The organism is Cupriavidus sp. SIMBA_020, assembly GCF_046535395.1.
Taxonomy (GTDB): domain Bacteria; phylum Pseudomonadota; class Gammaproteobacteria; order Burkholderiales; family Burkholderiaceae; genus Cupriavidus; species Cupriavidus campinensis.
The window spans coordinates 283,731-298,790 of record NZ_JAWRWU010000003.1; the positions used below are offsets into that span (position 1 = coordinate 283,731).

The following is a 15,060-nucleotide window of genomic DNA, read 5'->3' on the forward strand; positions in this document are numbered from 1 at the left end:
ACCACCGCCACATCAAGCCAAACGGAACAGGTATCGCCATGTCACAGAAACGCATCGTGCGGGCCGCCGCCGTCCAGATCTCGCCCGATCTGGAGAGCGGCGCCGGGACGCTCGCCAAAGTCTGCGAGGCCATCGACAACGCCGCCCGCGAGGGCGTGCAGCTGATAGTCTTCCCGGAAACGTTCGTCCCCTACTACCCGTACTTCTCCTTCGTGCGGCCGCCGGTGCAATCTGGCGCTGATCATATGCGGCTGTACGACCAGGCCGTGGTGGTACCTGGCCCCGTTACCCATGCCGTGGCCGAGCGCGCGCGCAGACACACCATGGTGGTGGTGCTCGGCGTGAACGAGCGCGACCACGGCAGTCTTTACAACACGCAGCTTATCTTTGATACAGATGGCAAGCTCGCGGTAAAGCGCCGCAAGATCACACCCACGTTCCACGAGCGGATGATCTGGGGCCAGGGTGACGCTGCAGGCCTGAAGGTGGCCGACACCACCATCGGCCGAGTCGGCGCGCTTGCCTGCTGGGAGCACTACAACCCGCTGGCACGTTACGCGCTGATGACCCAGCACGAGGAAATCCATTGCAGCCAGTTCCCGGGCTCGCTGGTCGGCCCGATCTTCGCCGAGCAGATCGACGTGACCATCCGTCATCACGCGCTCGAGTCGGGTTGCTTCGTTGTCAACGCCACGGGCTGGCTGACGGAGAGCCAGATCGCCTCGGTTACCACCGACCCCATGCTGCAGAAGGCGCTGCGTGGTGGCTGCAACACAGCCATCGTCTCGCCGGAGGGCCAGCACCTGGCCACACCACTGCGCGAGGGCGAAGGCATGGTCATCGCCGATCTCGACATGTCGCTGATCACCAAGCGCAAGCGCATGATGGACTCGGTGGGCCACTATGCACGCCCGGAACTGCTTAGCCTTGCCATCAACGACCGTCCGGCAGTCACAGCATGGCCGATGGCAGCCGCCTCTACCAACATCAACGGGAGCACCCAACATGCACTCCAGCGAGACGACGCCGGCCTCGATCCGGCAGTTGATGACTGAACTTCAATCGGTCGGGATGCGTCTGGATGATCCGCGCGCGGGGGCCGCGAGCCGCCGCGGCGGGGCGGGGCCATCGGACCACAAGGCGGTGACCATCGATGGCGTGACAATCATGGTGCCGGTACACACCAACACCGCATGGCACTCGCCGTTTGCTGCGTCGGCGCCCGACGCGCACGGCACGGTCAAGCTATCGCGCGGCACGATACCCATCGCCAGCATCAGTTTTCCGAAGACCCCGCGCTTCTACGCGATGCAGACGCTGGACGGCGTGCCGTACTCCCATATCGCCACGCTGCATGGGGCCGATGTGCTGGCCACCACGGTGCTGCAGACCTGCATCCGGTACGAGAGTCGGAAGAAGACCTGCAAGTTCTGTTCAATCGGACAGTCGCTGGCGGCAGGCCGAACGGTTGCACACAAGACGCCACAGCAACTGGCCGAAGTTGCGCGCGCGGCCGTGCTGCTCGACGGCGTGAAGCACATGGTGCTCACCACGGGGACGCCTCCCACGCCCGATCGCGGTGCCGCCATCCTATGCGACAGCGCGTTCGCGATCCGTGCGGCAGTGGACTTGCCGATTCAGGCGCAGTGCGAGCCGCCCGACGATGACCGCTGGTTCAGCCGCATGCGGGCGGCGGGGATCGACACGCTCGGCATGCACCTGGAAGTGGTCACGCCGACGGTGCGCGAACGCATCATGCCCGGCAAGGCCTCTGTTCCCATCAGCCGCTACATGGAGGCGTTCAAGGCGGCGGTGGCCGTGTTCGGCCGCGGCCAGGTCAGTACCTACATCCTGGCGGGGCTCGGCGATACGGCCGAGGCCATTCTTTCCATCTCGCGCGAACTCGTCGACATCGGCGTCTATCCGTTCGTGGTGCCGTTCGTGCCCATCTCTGGCACGCCCCTCGAAGACCATCCAGCGCCTACACCCGAATTCATGAAGTCGGTGCTGCAGCCACTGGGCGCCATGGTGAGCGCCGGCGGCATCCGATCGGCCGACATCAAGGCCGGTTGCGGCAAGTGCGGCGCGTGCTCGTCGTTGTCATCCTACGAGGACCTCGCCGCATGAAAACCGAGCTTTGCATCGAGGTGCCGGTGGCCCCGACATTTCGCGTCCGCTGGGCGGAGGCACCCTGGGAAGTCGAGCAGGCCTATCGGCTGAGGCGCACGGTGTTCTGCGACGAGCAGGGCATCTTCAGTGGCGACGACCGCGACGTCGTGGACGATGTCGCGCAACCGCTTGTGGCCGTGCTGCACCATCCCGACGATGCCGACAACCCCGGGACCGTGGTCGGCACGGTACGCATCCACGAGAGCGAGCCGAGCGTGTGGTTTGGATCCCGGCTCGCCGTACACGACGCGTTTCGTGGCCACAGCAGGATCGGCGCCACGCTGATCCGCCTGGCTGTGAGCAGCGCCCACGCGCTTGGCTGCCGCCGCTTCCTGGCACACGTCCAAAGCCAGAATGTGCCGTTATTCCGGCGCTTGCACTGGAGCGTGCTGTCGGAGGAAACGATGCTCGGGCGCCCGCATCATCTGATGCAGGCCGACCTCAATCATTACCCGCCGTGCCATACGCCGTGCACGGGCTTTATCGTCGAAGGCAGGGCCCGGCAATGACAGCTCAGGCATTGGATCTCGACCTCGGCCGGTTGGTCGAGTCGCTGCGTGCCAGCCGCGGATTCGCACACAAGACTGACATTGCCGGCATGCTGTCGTCATTGGGCCGCGCCTTGCCCAACGGCACCGAAGACCTCGGTCAGGCCGTGGCCATTGGCGACGACTGTGCCGCCATTGCCGACGCGGACGGCTACCTGCTGTTCGCCATCGAGGGCATGGTGAGCGATTTCGTCGAATCGATGCCCTGGTTCGCTGGCTACAGCGCCGTCATGGTGAATGTCAGCGACGTGTACGCGATGGGCGGCCGGCCGCTGGCTGTGGTCGATGCGATCTGGAGCGAAGGCCTGGACAATGCGGCGGAGATCCTCGCAGGCATGGCTGCGGCGTCGGCCGCCTATGGCGTGCCCATTGTTGGCGGCCACAGCAATGCGCGCAGCGACCGTGCACAACTGGCAGTGGCCATTCTCGGCCGCGCGCGCCAACTGCTGTCCAGCTTCGCCGCGCGCCCCGGCCAACGTCTGCTGATGGCGGTAGATCTGCGCGGCGCGTTTGCCGAGCCTTATCCCTTCTGGAATGCGTCGACGACGGCGCCAGCTGGCCGCCTGCGTGCGGATCTGGAGGTACTTCCAGCGCTGGCCGAGGAAGGGCTTTGCGACGCAGCCAAGGACATCAGCATGGCAGGCACCCTTGGCACAGCGCTGATGCTGCTGGAATGCTCGGGGGTAGGCGCGAACATCGATCTGGGTGCGATCCCGCTGCCGCTCGGCGTGCCCCTGGCGCGCTGGCTGACGGCGTTCCCAAGCTTCGGCTACCTCCTGGCTGTGGACGAGGCGCACGTGCCGGCAGTCCTGATGCGCTTCCAGGATCGGGACATCGCCTGTGCCGAGATCGGGACGATCGACGACACACGCCTGGTCAACATCCGCGCAGGCACTGGCTCCATGGCACAGCGCGCTGTGCTTTGGGACTTTGCAGGCGACCCATTTATCGTGCCACGTGAAGCCGAACCCACGGGCGCCTGACGCCCGCCACGACCGACACCCATCCGTAAGACCCTCACATGCCAGTCACCTATTTCCGCGTCCGTTGGCCCGACCTGACGGAGTCGAACTGCTACTCGCCATCCTCGGTGGTCACTGATTACTTCGACGCGGGCCAGGACTATCCGCTCGACGAATTCATGAGGCGGGCGCGCCTGGCGCTGAGCGAGGCTTCGGAGCGCGTGCGCGCCAAGTACGGCTATGCATGCACCGCCGCCATGGCCGAGCTGGAAGCGATGGAAAGCACTGCGCGACGATGGCAGGCTGCTCCGGGCGCCAGCGTGCGATTGATCGGCTTTGATTGCTAGGTGACCGCGTCCGTCCGCCGGGGCGCCATCGCCAACGCCAGCGCCGAGGCCAACGCCAGCGCCGAGGCCAACGCCGGCGCAGTGAGCGAAAAGACATCCACAACCACGCACACAAAGGAATTCATCATGCCCAGCACACCCGAACCGTCTCAGCCCGCAGCCACCGCGCATCACTACAGCGTGATCGTCGTTGGAGGCGGCCAGGCCGGACTATCGATGAGCTACTACCTGAAGCAGGCCGGTATCGATCATCTCGTGATCGAGAAGCACACCGTCACGCATACCTGGCGCAGCCAGCGCTGGGATGCCTTCTGCCTCGTCACCCCCAACTGGCAATGCGCGCTGCCGGGTTACCCGTACCGGGGCAACGACCCGCACGGCTTCATGAAAAAGGACGAGATCATCGATTACCTCGACGGCTTCATCGCCATGGTGGACGCCCCGGTGCTGGAGCACACGGAGGTACGCCGCGTCACGCCGCGGCCGCAGGGGGGTTACGACGTCTTTACCTTGCAAGGGCAATTCAGTGCCGACCAGGTGGTGGTGGCATCCGGCGGTTATCACGCCCCCATCGTGCCGCGCATGGCCGAGCGCCTGCCCGCCGGCATCCGTCAGATCCAGTCCTCCGAGTACCGCAATCCGCAGGCTTTGCCCGAAGGCGCAGTGCTGGTGGTGGGCTCGGGCCAGTCGGGCGCGCAGATCGCCGAGGACTTGCACCTGGCCGGGCGCCAGGTGATCCTGGCCGTGGGCGAGGCTCCACGCTGCGCACGCTTCTATCGTGGACGCGACGTGGTGGACTGGCTCGCGGACATGCAGTACTACGACATGCCCGTCAGCGAGCACCCGCTGCGTGAAGGCGTGCGGGACAACACCAACCACTACGTTACCGGCCGGGACGGCGGACGCGACATCGACCTGCGAAGATTCGCCACCGAGGGCATGGAACTGTATGGCGTGCTCGAGGATTATCGGGACGGCGCGCTGCATTTTTCGCCCAATCTCGCGGCCAGTCTCGACGACGCCGACCAGACCTACAACCGCATCAATGCCGGCATCGACAAGTATATTGAGAAGAACGGCATCGAGGCGCCGCCCGCCAGCGTGTACGTGCCGGTGTGGCAGCCGGACGCGGAACGCACCACGCTGGCGCTTGGCGATTCGGGCATTGGCGCCATCATCTGGTGCATCGGCTTTCGACCGGACTTCAGTTGGCTCGACGTGCCGGCCTTCAACGGACGCGGCTATCCAGGGCATGTGCGTGGCGTCACGCCGCACGATGGTCTCTACTTCCTGGGCCTGCCGTGGCTGCATACCTGGGGCTCGGGTCGCTTCTCGGGTATCGCGCGCGACGCCGGGCATCTCGCCGACCTGATCGGCAAGCGCCACGCCGGCTATCAACGGGCAGCCTGACATGAGCATTGGGCGCGCGCACGGTTGCGTGCACTATGTCGCGGGCATGCCGCAGCTTTCATACACCGGGCTTTCGGAGAACTGGCTGCTGAAGACCTGCGGCGACCTGCACTGGCAGGCGCTGGCGGCTCGCGCGGGCCAGGCCGTGCCCGAGTTCCGCGACGCCGATGGCAATATCGCCTATGCAGCATTCCTCGCCATTCGCGTGCGCGATGCCTCACTGGAGGCGCTCGGCGAGCATGCGGCGTTTCGCATCGATACGCGGCTGGACCGCGTCGCGGGTGCGCGCCATCTCAGCCGCCACGTGCTGGTGGCAGACGGGACGCGGTGTGTGGACGTCGAGATGATGTCCACCTTTATCCGGCGCGAGCGTGAGCGCGACAATCGCTCCGTTGTCAGGGCAGCCTTTCCGCAGCAGGACACGCAGCCCGATTCCGCCGTGGCGCAATCTGCCGATGCACTAGTGACACTCGCCAAGCGTTTTCGAGCCGGTGCCTGGGGCGAGCACCTGGGCATACGTCAGAGCCTGGAACCGGCGCGGCACACGGCAGAGTATCTGCCGTGCCCCTATGCGGATTTCAATGGCGCGGACCTGCTCTATTTCGCAAATTTCCAGTCGATGGTCGACCGCGCCGAATGGCAGTGGCTGCGGTTCGGCGAGCCGCCCACGGTTGCGCAGCGTGACCTGTTCTTCCACGGCAACGTCAACGTCGGTGAGTCGCTGAAGCTGTCATTCAGCGTCGTGGAGCACCACCATGATGGTATCGCGCACTGGTGCGAGATCCGCCGCGTCGCCGATGGCGAGAAGATCGCCGACGTGGTGACGCGCAAACGTTGGCGGCAGCGTTGACCCAGCCCAAAGCCGTTCACTCCGGGCTTCGCGCCGATGGCCTATCGGCACCTTCGGTCAGTTCATCAGCTCCGCCTGGGGGAATTTCCATTTCCCCGAAAGAATCTCGGCGCGAGGCCGATATAGCCGAACCGTGTCGCCAGGATGGTGACGGGTGAAGACCCAACCGTGACCGAGGCTCTCAAGGCCGTATTCGTGGCACTGCTGTTCAACGCCATCGCGGCGGCGGCCATGGCCAAGCTGACGGGCGGATCGCTGTCCGGTCCCGCCACGCTCGTGACCTGGGTGGTGACGTTCGTGGCGTTCTCGTTCGGTTTCGTCGTGATGTTGAAGGCCACGCTCAAGCAGAGCGCCGTGATCTCGCTGGTGTCCTCGCCGATCGCCGCGCTGATTCTGTTCGCGGCCGTCAAGGTCTGACCGCCGCGCAGCCGCCGCGCCGCGCTCCCTGGCCGCTCAGGCCGTCACCCGCACCTTGCCGTCTTCCGACCATAGCAGCTGCACGCGCTGGCCGGGGTAGAAGCTGCCTTCGGATGCCGGCTGGGTGATCGCCTGCAGCCGGCCGTCGGGCAGCCGGACCGTGATTTCATAGCCGGGATGGCGCTCCACGCGCGACTCGATCTCGTGCCCTGCCAGTCCGCCGGCAAGGCCGCCGGCCACACCTGCCAGCAGCGAACCATGACCGTGCCCGATCGCGCTGCCGGCCACGGCGCCCAGCAGGCCGCCGCCCAGTTCCCCTGCCAGGCTCGATCCCTGGCTGCTGTCATCGATCTGCACCACACGCACGCGCTCGACCGTGGCCATCGTCACGGTCTGGGGCAGGGAGGTCTGTCCGGCGCTGTAGACGCTGCCCGGCGGCGCGAACTCGGCGCAGCCAGAGGCCAGCAGCGTGCTGGCCAGCAGCATGGCGGCCAGCGGGCGGTGCAGCAATGAAGGGCGACGTGTGGAAAGCATGGGCGGCTCCTGTCTGGATCAATGACTGGAGCCACACTACGGCTGTGCGGCGCAGGGGACTTTTCCGAAAGCCGGGGCTTTGCGTGTTCGCAGGGTCCTATGGCGCCAGGTAGCCGACAAACAGTTCGGCCAGCATGCGCGCCGACGCCCCCAGCGGCATCGCGCGCAGGCCGATCAGGCCGACCAGCATCGGGGGCGGCAACGGCGACAGCGCCGTGCACGCCTGCAGCCCATTGCCATACATCGGATCGGTGAGCAACTGCGTGGGGCAGTAGCCGATGGCGTCGGTGCGACGCATCAGCTCCGTCATCAGCGTGGGCGACGTGCACGCCGTGATCTGGCGCGGGACGGGCAGGTCGCTCGTCCGCAGCCATTCCAGCAACGTCTCGCTCTGGCTGCCCGGGGACAGGTTCAGAGTCCACCGGGCATGCTCCAGCGCCTGCCAGTCCGTCGCACCGGCCAGCGGATGGCCGGTTCTGCCGGCCGGTACGGCACTGACCTCGAACAGCGGCTCGAAGGCCAGTTCGGGCGGCAGGTCGTCCGGATCGGCGATGGCGATCGCGAAGTCCGGCCGGCCTTCCGGGCCGGCATCATGGTCAAGCAGGGCACGCCAGAGGCCGTGGTGGCACGGCTGCACCAGGCGCTCGTCGAAACGCTGCAGGACGCGCAGGTGGTCAGCGGTCTGGAGGCGACCGGTGCGGAAGTGGCCAAGCCCAGCTCGGTGGCTGACTCGCAGCGCTTCCTGCAGACAGAGACCGGCAAGTTCCGCGCGATGGCGAAGCGGAGCAGTCTCCAGCCACAATAAGCCTGGCGTTGGTGTAGAAAGGCCCGTGCCGCCATGCAACATCGCATGGCGGCATGGGCCTGTTGCGCCTGGCGCCGAAGTAGTTCAGCGCAGCTCAGCTCAGGCGCGCCGCGCCGTCAGCCACTTGTCTGACGCCAGCGGTTCCGTGCAGAGGCGTACTTCGCCGATCTGGCCGAGAAAACCGTTGGACGGGACGTTGCCGTAGACCCCACCACCCACGAAGAAGCGGCTGGTGGCACTGACGGCGGCAATGCCGCGCGTGTTCGACGCGTTGCGCAGCACCGGGGCACCCTCCACGTACATCACGGTCTCGTTCTTCGCCGGGTCGTTGACCACGGCGACGTGGACCCATTTCTCGGCGATGATCTCGCCAGACCAGTTCGCGGCCGGGTTCTTGGTGCCGGCCGTGCTCGGCGTGACTTCCCACTGCACTTCGCGCAGGCTGGAGATGGCGAAGATCAGCGGGCTTTCGTCGCCGTCGCCGCTGCCAAAGCCGGTCACCGCGCTGCGCTGGCCCTCGCGCTCCATGATGTTCATCCACGCATTGTTGCCGGCCGTCCACGACGCCGGCACCTTGATGAACGCCTCCACGGTGTAGCCGTTGTCGAACGTCATCGCATTGAGTGCCGCCGTGGTCTGCGTGGCGAAGTAGCTCATGCGCTGGGGACTGTTCACCGAGTTGGCGAACTTCACGCTGCCCGGGGCGGCTGACAGGTAGTGGTGGTCATTCGACCACGTCATGTCGCCCAGTTGCGCCGCGCCGCCGTTGGCCAGTGCCTCGCGCGAGAGGGGGTTGGCACCGGTCAGGTCGTCGATCACCTGGCCGACCGGCACCGCCGCGCCGTCGGCACCGCCGAAGAAGCGCCAGTGCGCCACCGTGGAGGCCACCTGCGGGTAGTCGTTGGTGTCGGCGGCGGCCTTCTTGTCGGTCACGCTCGGCTCGGTGTAGTTGGCCAGGATGGCGGCCTTGGCGCGGTCGTTGATCGGGTCGTTGCCGGCCGTCGGCGTGGCGAAGTCGGGGTTGAAGCGCGCAAAGCGCTTGCGGAAATCGAAGTCGATCTCGAACTGCTGGTTCTTGTCGGTCAGCACCGCCACGTCGAACTCGTTCAGCGTCTCGGTGGGCTTCTGCGGCACCCACGGTGAGAACGAGATGACCTTGATCTTGTTGTTGGTCAGGTCGAACTCATACAGGCGCATCAGGCCGTTGCCGCCCATGTACGCCATCTGGTAGTCGACCACCATTTCCTCGACGCGGTTGCCGAAGTCGTTGGTCTTCGTGAGGTGCGCCGCGCCATGGTAGTGACCGTTCAGCGTCATGAAGATCTGGTCGTTGTCCTTGATCAGCGTCTCCCACAGCATCAGGCCGTAGGGCACTTCCAGCGGGCTGACGCCATCCGGGCCGATATTGAGCAGCTGGTGGGTCGAGAGGATGACCGGCACCTTCGGGTAGCGCTTGAGTACGTTGCGCGCCCAGGTGATGGCGGCGTCGGAGGCGCGCCACGACATCGACAGCACCATGAAGCGGTTGCCGTCCACCTCGAAGAAGTGGTACTCGTGGAAGCCCGACGGATCGCGGCCGCCGAAGGTGGCCTGGCGCTGCGCACGGGTGGTCGGGAACGTCTTCAGGTACGGCTCGTTGGCCAGGTTGCGCTGCGCGTCGGTGTTTGACGCCTGGCTGCCGGCGTTGACGTAGTCCACGTCCGAGATCACGTCGTGATTGCCGGCCAGGATCGAGTACGGCGCGCGGGCCGCCTCCATGACTTCCATGGCCTCGTCGGCGATCTGCCACTGCAGCGGCTTGCCCTGTTGATCCACCACATCGCCGAGGTGGATCGTGAACGGGATGCGCAGGCTGGCGGCGTTCTGCGTGATCCACTTGGTCTGTGCCAGGAACGGCGTGGACCCGTACTTGCGCTGGAACTGCAGGTTCTCGTCGGTGGTGGCGTAGCGCGAATAGAACTGCGTGTCGGGCAGCACGGCGAGCGCGAAGCTCGAGACCTTGCCCGACGGCGTGCCACCGCCCGGCGTGGTGCCGGGCGTCGTGGCCGGCGTGCCGGGCGCGGCATCGTCGCCGCCGCCGCAGGCGGCCAGCAGGGCCGAGGTGCCGAGCGACATGCCAAGGCCGGCCCTGAGCAGCAGGCGGCGCTGGCGGTCTGGAATGCCCTCGAGCTTGACGGTATCGATTGTGGTTGGCTTGCCCGGTGTCTTGCTTTGCATTGCGACTTCCCTGTTGACCCACGAAAAGCCCGTGATTCTGAGCAGCACTCGTGACAGGGTGTTGATCGAAATGTGACGTTTTGGAGGCGGGGGGGCGGGCTGTCAGTGCGTCGCCGCGTACCGGGGAGAATGCCAGCGCCCACACCGGCTACCGGCAAGGGCGTGAGCGCGCCGTTGCCTAGGGCGCGAACTTCTCGATCAGAAAGTCAATCAAGGCCCGCACGCGGGTCGACATGTGTCGGGCGTGCGGATACAGCAGCATGAATGGTCGAGAGCTGCCGCCGAGATCTTTCAGCACCTCCACCAGCGTGCCATCGCGCAAGTCTTCCTCGACCACGAAGCGATAGGTCTGGAATAGGCCGGCGCCCGCGCGCGCGAGCGTTGCACCGCCCAGCACGTCTTCGGATGCGGCGTATGTGCCGGTGGTGATCACGTTCACGTCTTCGCCATTCTGGCGGAAAGTCCACGGAATGCGGCGCCCGCTGCTTGGGCGTTCAAACTGGATGCACTCATGCCCAAGCAGATCGTCAAGCGACTTTGGCGTGCCGCGCCGCCTCAGGTAGTCCGGTGTGGCGACGACCACCAGTTCCGCGTCCTCGAGCTTGCGCGCAATGAGTGCCGAATCGTCGGGTGCGCGCCCGCGAATCGACAGATCATAGGTGTCGTCGGCGAAGTCGACGTTCCGGTTGCTGATGTGCACGTCGATCTCGACTTCGGGAAAGCGCTCCCGGAACGCGGGAAGCACCGGCAGCACCCGATAGTGCGCGTAGGGCGTGGGCAGGCTGATGCGCAGGCGTCCAGCGGGCGTCGCATGCTGGCCGCCGATGTGCCGCTCGGCCTCTACCAGCAGCGCAAGCGCTGTGCGGCTCTGCTCGAAGTACGCCCTGCCTTCATCGGTCAGACGGATCTGGCGCGTCGTGCGCACGAAGAGACGAATGTTGAGGCGCTCTTCAAGGCGTGAAACGCTGCGGCTTACCGCAGCGGGTGTGACGCCGGCAGCCACCGCTGCCGCCGTGAAGCTGCTGAGCTCCGCGGCCAGGCAAAAGAGTTCGATGCTGCCAAGTTGCAGATCGTCGAATTGACGCTTCATGGTCGTTGACACCGTGTCATGACTGTCGTTGCGAGGTATGCTCGATGCGCCGCTTGTGCGGCGGCGGCCGTGGTATCAAGCCGTGCCCAAGGCAGGAAAGCGGGGCGTCACATGCGTGGCGAGTTCCTCGAGTACGGCTTCGGCGGCGCGATTGCCATATTTCAGGTTGAACAGGACATGGTTCGCGCCCGCGCGTTCGAGCGTCTCCAGGTGCCGCATCAGCCAGCTGCGGCCCAGGCGATGGCCCCCGTGGATCGGGGTGGGAGAGACGTCGGGATCGGCCGTCAGGTCAATGTGATAAGGCTGCGCAAAAGGCTTGAACGTGCCCGGCGACGTAGCCGCGACGGCGTCATGCCATTGGCGGATCACTTCCACCTGGAGATCCATGCGGCGCGGGTAGGTGATCCAGCCGTCAGCCTTGCGCGCGATCCAATCGATCGATTGCTGGCTGTGGCCGGTTACGATGAGCGGCACGCGTCGGGCAACCGGCTTGGGGACCAGGTCCGCGTCATGCAACGTGCCGTACGTGCCGTGGATTTGTGGATAGGCGTTGCCCCACACGTTTTCAAGGTAGGCAACCTGTTCCTGGAACAACGCGCCACGTTGGGCGTGTTCTACGCCAAACGCCGGAAACTCTATAGCGCGGTCGCCGGAGGCAATCCCCATGACCAGTCGGCCTCCCGTCAGCCTGTCTATGCTGGCTGCCGCTTTGGCCGTGTGCAGCGGGTGCCGTAGCGGCAGCACGATGGCTGCGGTAAAGAGCGCAATCGATGACGTCTGACCGGCGACGTATCCGAGCCACGTCCAGGGATCAAAGATCTGGCCGAGGTCACCGAAGGAAGGGTCGCGCAACGGCACGTCCCGCACGCCCAGCGCGGCGAATCCCGCTTGCTCGGCCCGCTTCGCCAGCCGGATCTGGTCGACCATCGTGGGCGCATCGCCCGGGTATGACTCGATCGCGAACAGCACACCGAGCGTCAGGCGGCCAGGTGCGAACATGCGCGAGAACCCGGGGTTGGTCTGGGGCAGGGTGTCAGAGGGATTCAGCATGGCGCCCTCCGGTGCTGGCACGGCGGGTGTTCCCTTCGTGCGCCGAACGCCAGATGAAGGTATAGGGGAGTTCGTCGAGCTCGGCGGCGTCGAGCCATAGGGCTTGCGGCAACTCGTCGGCCCAGTGATCTTGCGCTGCGCTTGCAGCTTCAGGTGCGTGGAATGTCATGGCGGCTAATCAAGAGGAGTGAGTGGCACCCGAGATTCCGCAATGCGTCCGCGACGGGTGGATGCTCACAATTCTGGGCAATCGACCGCGCCGGATCATCGGGGTCAGCCGCAAATCAATTGTTCCGCTGCATTGATAGTGCATCGGCCCCGGGTGTCGACTGGCTTGTTACATGGCGTAGAAAGACACGTTCCGCCGGTGCTGTTTATCTGCCGCGTTCGCGCGCCTACAGTGCGGTCCAGGGCTGTCGGTTGCGCCCGCCCAAGGAGAAAATCATGACCGTGTCACCTACCCAGGCGACCGTGGACTGCGCCCACCAGCGCATCCTTCAACTCTTGCAGACTTACCTGGACGCCATCTACGACGGGGATGTCGACGCATTGCAGTCGACCTTTCATCCTGATGCGTTGCTGTTTGGCGAAGTGCGCGGCGAGATTGTGCAGAAGACGCTTGAGGCCTATCTGCAGGGCGTTGCCAGCCGCGAGAGCCCTGCGTCGCGCAATGATCCCTACGGCATGTCCATCCTGTCGGTAGAGGTTCTCGGCAAGATGGCGTCGGCCAAAGTCCGCGTGAAGGTGTCGGGCAACAACTACTATGACTTCCTCTCGATGTTGAGGATTGGCTGTGACTGGGTCATCGTCAACAAGCTCTACACGCACATCGAGGAGCGAGCCGAGTGATCGTCAGTGCGGCGCTAGGCCGCCTGAACCTCGCTTTGCGCCTGCAGTGTCTTCACGAGGCGCTCGCCATGCATCTGCGCTGAGTCGCAGACAAGCTTCTCCGCCTGCGCGGCGTCGCCGCTCAGGATTGCCGCCGCCATCTGCTCGTGCTCGTCATAGATCGCCTGCGAATACTCCATCAATTTCGTGGTCAGGAGGATATAGAGCAGGACCGGGTCGCTGATCAGTCCGTACTGGACGATGAGCCGCCGATGGCCCGACAGCGCCACAACGGTCTTGTGAAAGGCGAGATCGGCCTGGGCGATGCGTCGGGGATCCTTGTCCCCAATGGCGGACTTCAGGTCCGCCAAGGCGTTGAGCAGGCGCGCGCGGCCTGCCTCATCGATGCGCGCGGCGGCCAGCCGTGCGGCCATCCCTTCCAGGTTGCTGCGCAGCGTATAGAGTTCCCAGGCGTCCTCAGCGGAAAGCGACACAACTTCCCAGCCGGTGTAGGCGTGCTGGATGAGCAGGCCCTCGTTGGCCAGACGTTGCATGCCCGCGCGAACCGTCGAGCGGGAAAGGCCGATCTGCGTCGCGAGGGATATTTCCGTGAGCCTGGAACCCGGCGCCAGATCTCCGGAAAAGATGGCGTCGCGAATCCAGTCGGCAGCCTGTCGGTCCAGGCTGCGCTTGTCAATTTCAACGCGAGTATTCATGTTTGCTCGATTTGCCAGGCGGGAATTGTGACTCCATCGGCATAACCGGGCGCTGTGGTCCGATTCCGGTGCCCGAGGGAGCCATGCCCGACATGATACCGCCGTGGGAAGGGGCCCTTGTTAATTGTAGGCAATGATTTGTTAACAATCAGGGCGCTCATAGCCTGCCGTTGGCGCGCCGCAGCTCGTACGCCTTCAGGTTCATCCAGCACAGACGATGCACGGTATCGTCCAGCCCATGTGCCCTGACACGGGCGAGCATGTACCCGACGATATGTTCGCCCTCGATCGACGACTTCCTTTCCAGGTCGCGCAGGATCGATGGCACGTAGGCCGATGCCTTGTTGGCAAACAACTGGCGGTACTCCGCAAGAAAGGCCTCGGTCATCGGATATCCTTCTCGCGCGGCCACTTCGGCGTGGGTCAACAGCACTTGATAGAAGAGGTCCGTGCCGCCCGCTACCTGGGCAATTTCGCCAACACTTGCGCGCAGGAGCGTCGTGACCGTCGCCACGGTGGACAGGTGGACAAGCTTCTCCCACATATTGCGCATGATGTCCGGAACGGCGCTCGCGACCACGCCCTCGGCGGGAAACGCGCGTTGAAGCGTCTGAACCCGCTCGCTCAGGATGCCGGACTGTTCGCCGAACTTGATATAGCACCAGTCGTTCAGGTGCTGGATCGTTCCTTCGCTATCGAGCGTGACAATGATCTTTGCAAGGCCGCCGAGCACACGCTCGGCCCCGAAGGCGGCGTTGAGCTTATCGATATGGGCCATGCCATTCAGAAGTGGCAGGACGGCCGTATCGGGCCCTACGGCAGGGCGGATGGCTTCGATCGCGGAATCCAGGTCATAGGCCTTGCTGGTTAGCAGCACGATATCCCAGTGCCCCCCAAGCTCCTCCTGCGTGACGGTTTTCACGGGGGCGTGGAAATCGCCATACTGGCTTCGGATGTTCAGGCCATCGCGTTCGAGAATGGCGCGCCGCGCCGCACGCACGAGGAAGGTGACGTCGGCACCTTGCTGGACCAGTCGGCCACCGTAGTAGCCGCCAATTGCGCCGGCACCCAGTACTAGAATTCGCATGAAGTTCTCCATCAAGAATGTCGTGTTCGC

The 15,060-nt window shown here is 65.0% G+C and carries 18 protein-coding genes; 10 read left to right on the plus strand and 8 right to left on the minus strand.

Annotated elements, in window-relative coordinates; all coding sequences use genetic code 11:
- Positions 1-38 precede the first annotated feature (38 nt).
- From SB751_RS08220 to SB751_RS08255, 8 genes are all read left to right on the plus strand, one after another.
- A complete protein-coding gene (locus SB751_RS08220; RefSeq protein WP_313818478.1) occupies positions 39-1,055 on the plus strand; it encodes a Nit6803 family nitrilase in 1,017 nt (338 codons plus the stop codon).
- Positions 1,048-2,127 carry an MSMEG_0568 family radical SAM protein gene (locus SB751_RS08225; protein ID WP_144198746.1) on the plus strand — a complete coding sequence of 360 codons (1,080 nt, stop codon included), beginning with the start codon at positions 1,048-1,050 and terminating at the stop codon, positions 2,125-2,127. Before SB751_RS08220 ends, SB751_RS08225 begins: the two co-directional genes overlap by 8 nt.
- The gene (locus tag SB751_RS08230) at positions 2,124-2,678 is read left to right on the plus strand and encodes an MSMEG_0567/Sll0786 family nitrogen starvation N-acetyltransferase (protein ID WP_144198744.1); all 555 of its coding nucleotides are present in this window, start codon (positions 2,124-2,126) and stop codon (positions 2,676-2,678) included. The genes SB751_RS08225 and SB751_RS08230 overlap by 4 nt, the downstream gene beginning before the upstream one ends.
- 11 nt (positions 2,679-2,689) lie before the next feature.
- Positions 2,690-3,700 carry a sll0787 family AIR synthase-like protein gene (locus tag SB751_RS08235; RefSeq protein WP_410747931.1) on the plus strand — a complete coding sequence of 337 codons (1,011 nt, stop codon included), beginning with the start codon at positions 2,690-2,692 and terminating at the stop codon, positions 3,698-3,700.
- Between the two features lie 38 nt (positions 3,701-3,738).
- Positions 3,739-4,026 carry an MSMEG_0570 family nitrogen starvation response protein gene (locus SB751_RS08240; protein WP_144198740.1) on the plus strand — a complete coding sequence of 96 codons (288 nt, stop codon included), beginning with the start codon at positions 3,739-3,741 and terminating at the stop codon, positions 4,024-4,026.
- Between the two features lie 126 nt (positions 4,027-4,152).
- Positions 4,153-5,436 (plus strand): MSMEG_0569 family flavin-dependent oxidoreductase, encoded by a 1,284-nt coding sequence (locus SB751_RS08245; RefSeq protein WP_410747973.1) that lies wholly within the window; start codon positions 4,153-4,155, stop codon positions 5,434-5,436.
- 1 nt (position 5,437) lies between these two features.
- The gene (locus tag SB751_RS08250) at positions 5,438-6,286 is read left to right on the plus strand and encodes a Pnap_2097 family protein (protein WP_244844628.1); all 849 of its coding nucleotides are present in this window, start codon (positions 5,438-5,440) and stop codon (positions 6,284-6,286) included.
- A 168-nt stretch (positions 6,287-6,454) separates the two neighbouring features.
- The gene (locus SB751_RS08255) at positions 6,455-6,703 is read left to right on the plus strand and encodes a hypothetical protein (protein WP_144198738.1); all 249 of its coding nucleotides are present in this window, start codon (positions 6,455-6,457) and stop codon (positions 6,701-6,703) included.
- A gap of 36 nt (positions 6,704-6,739) precedes the next feature.
- On the opposite strand, the gene SB751_RS08260 is transcribed toward SB751_RS08255, so the two are convergent.
- Positions 6,740-7,237 (minus strand): glycine zipper 2TM domain-containing protein, encoded by a 498-nt coding sequence (locus tag SB751_RS08260; RefSeq protein WP_144198736.1) that lies wholly within the window; start codon positions 7,235-7,237, stop codon positions 6,740-6,742.
- 97 nt (positions 7,238-7,334) lie between these two features.
- Positions 7,335-7,874: a LysR substrate-binding domain-containing protein gene (locus tag SB751_RS08265; protein WP_410747932.1), complete on the minus strand. Its 540-nt coding sequence runs from the start codon at positions 7,872-7,874 to the stop codon at positions 7,335-7,337.
- On the opposite strand from SB751_RS08265, the gene SB751_RS08270 reads away from it, so the two are divergent.
- Positions 7,860-8,042: a hypothetical protein gene (locus tag SB751_RS08270; RefSeq protein WP_186296871.1), complete on the plus strand. Its 183-nt coding sequence runs from the start codon at positions 7,860-7,862 to the stop codon at positions 8,040-8,042. The two genes, SB751_RS08265 and SB751_RS08270, sit on opposite strands and share 15 nt — an antisense overlap.
- A 99-nt stretch (positions 8,043-8,141) precedes the next feature.
- Here the strand turns inward: SB751_RS08270 and SB751_RS08275 are convergent, their stop codons facing one another.
- The 4 genes from SB751_RS08275 to SB751_RS08290 all read right to left on the minus strand — a co-directional run bounded on the left by SB751_RS08275 (position 8,142) and on the right by SB751_RS08290 (position 12,568).
- Complete coding sequence (locus SB751_RS08275; protein WP_144198732.1) at positions 8,142-10,259, minus strand: LamG-like jellyroll fold domain-containing protein; 2,118 nt, start codon at positions 10,257-10,259, stop codon at positions 8,142-8,144.
- 178 nt (positions 10,260-10,437) lie between these two features.
- The gene (locus SB751_RS08280) at positions 10,438-11,349 is read right to left on the minus strand and encodes a LysR family transcriptional regulator (RefSeq protein ID WP_144198730.1); all 912 of its coding nucleotides are present in this window, start codon (positions 11,347-11,349) and stop codon (positions 10,438-10,440) included.
- Between the two features lie 75 nt (positions 11,350-11,424).
- Positions 11,425-12,399, minus strand: a complete 975-nt coding sequence (locus SB751_RS08285; protein WP_313818491.1) for an LLM class oxidoreductase — start codon at positions 12,397-12,399, stop codon at positions 11,425-11,427.
- Positions 12,383-12,568, minus strand: a complete 186-nt coding sequence (locus SB751_RS08290) for a hypothetical protein (RefSeq protein ID WP_144198726.1) — start codon at positions 12,566-12,568, stop codon at positions 12,383-12,385. Before SB751_RS08290 ends, SB751_RS08285 begins: the two co-directional genes overlap by 17 nt.
- Before the next feature lie 275 nt (positions 12,569-12,843).
- Between SB751_RS08290 and SB751_RS08295 the strand changes: the two genes are divergently transcribed.
- Positions 12,844-13,248: a nuclear transport factor 2 family protein gene (locus SB751_RS08295; RefSeq protein ID WP_186296870.1), complete on the plus strand. Its 405-nt coding sequence runs from the start codon at positions 12,844-12,846 to the stop codon at positions 13,246-13,248.
- Between the two features lie 14 nt (positions 13,249-13,262).
- Here SB751_RS08295 and SB751_RS08300 read toward each other — a convergent pair whose 3' ends face one another.
- Both SB751_RS08300 and SB751_RS08305 read right to left on the minus strand, forming a co-directional pair.
- A complete protein-coding gene (locus SB751_RS08300) occupies positions 13,263-13,943 on the minus strand; it encodes a GntR family transcriptional regulator (RefSeq protein WP_211942985.1) in 681 nt (226 codons plus the stop codon).
- 157 nt (positions 13,944-14,100) lie between these two features.
- Positions 14,101-15,042 carry a 2-dehydropantoate 2-reductase gene (locus SB751_RS08305; RefSeq protein WP_250025790.1) on the minus strand — a complete coding sequence of 314 codons (942 nt, stop codon included), beginning with the start codon at positions 15,040-15,042 and terminating at the stop codon, positions 14,101-14,103.
- Positions 15,043-15,060: the final 18 nt, after the last annotated feature.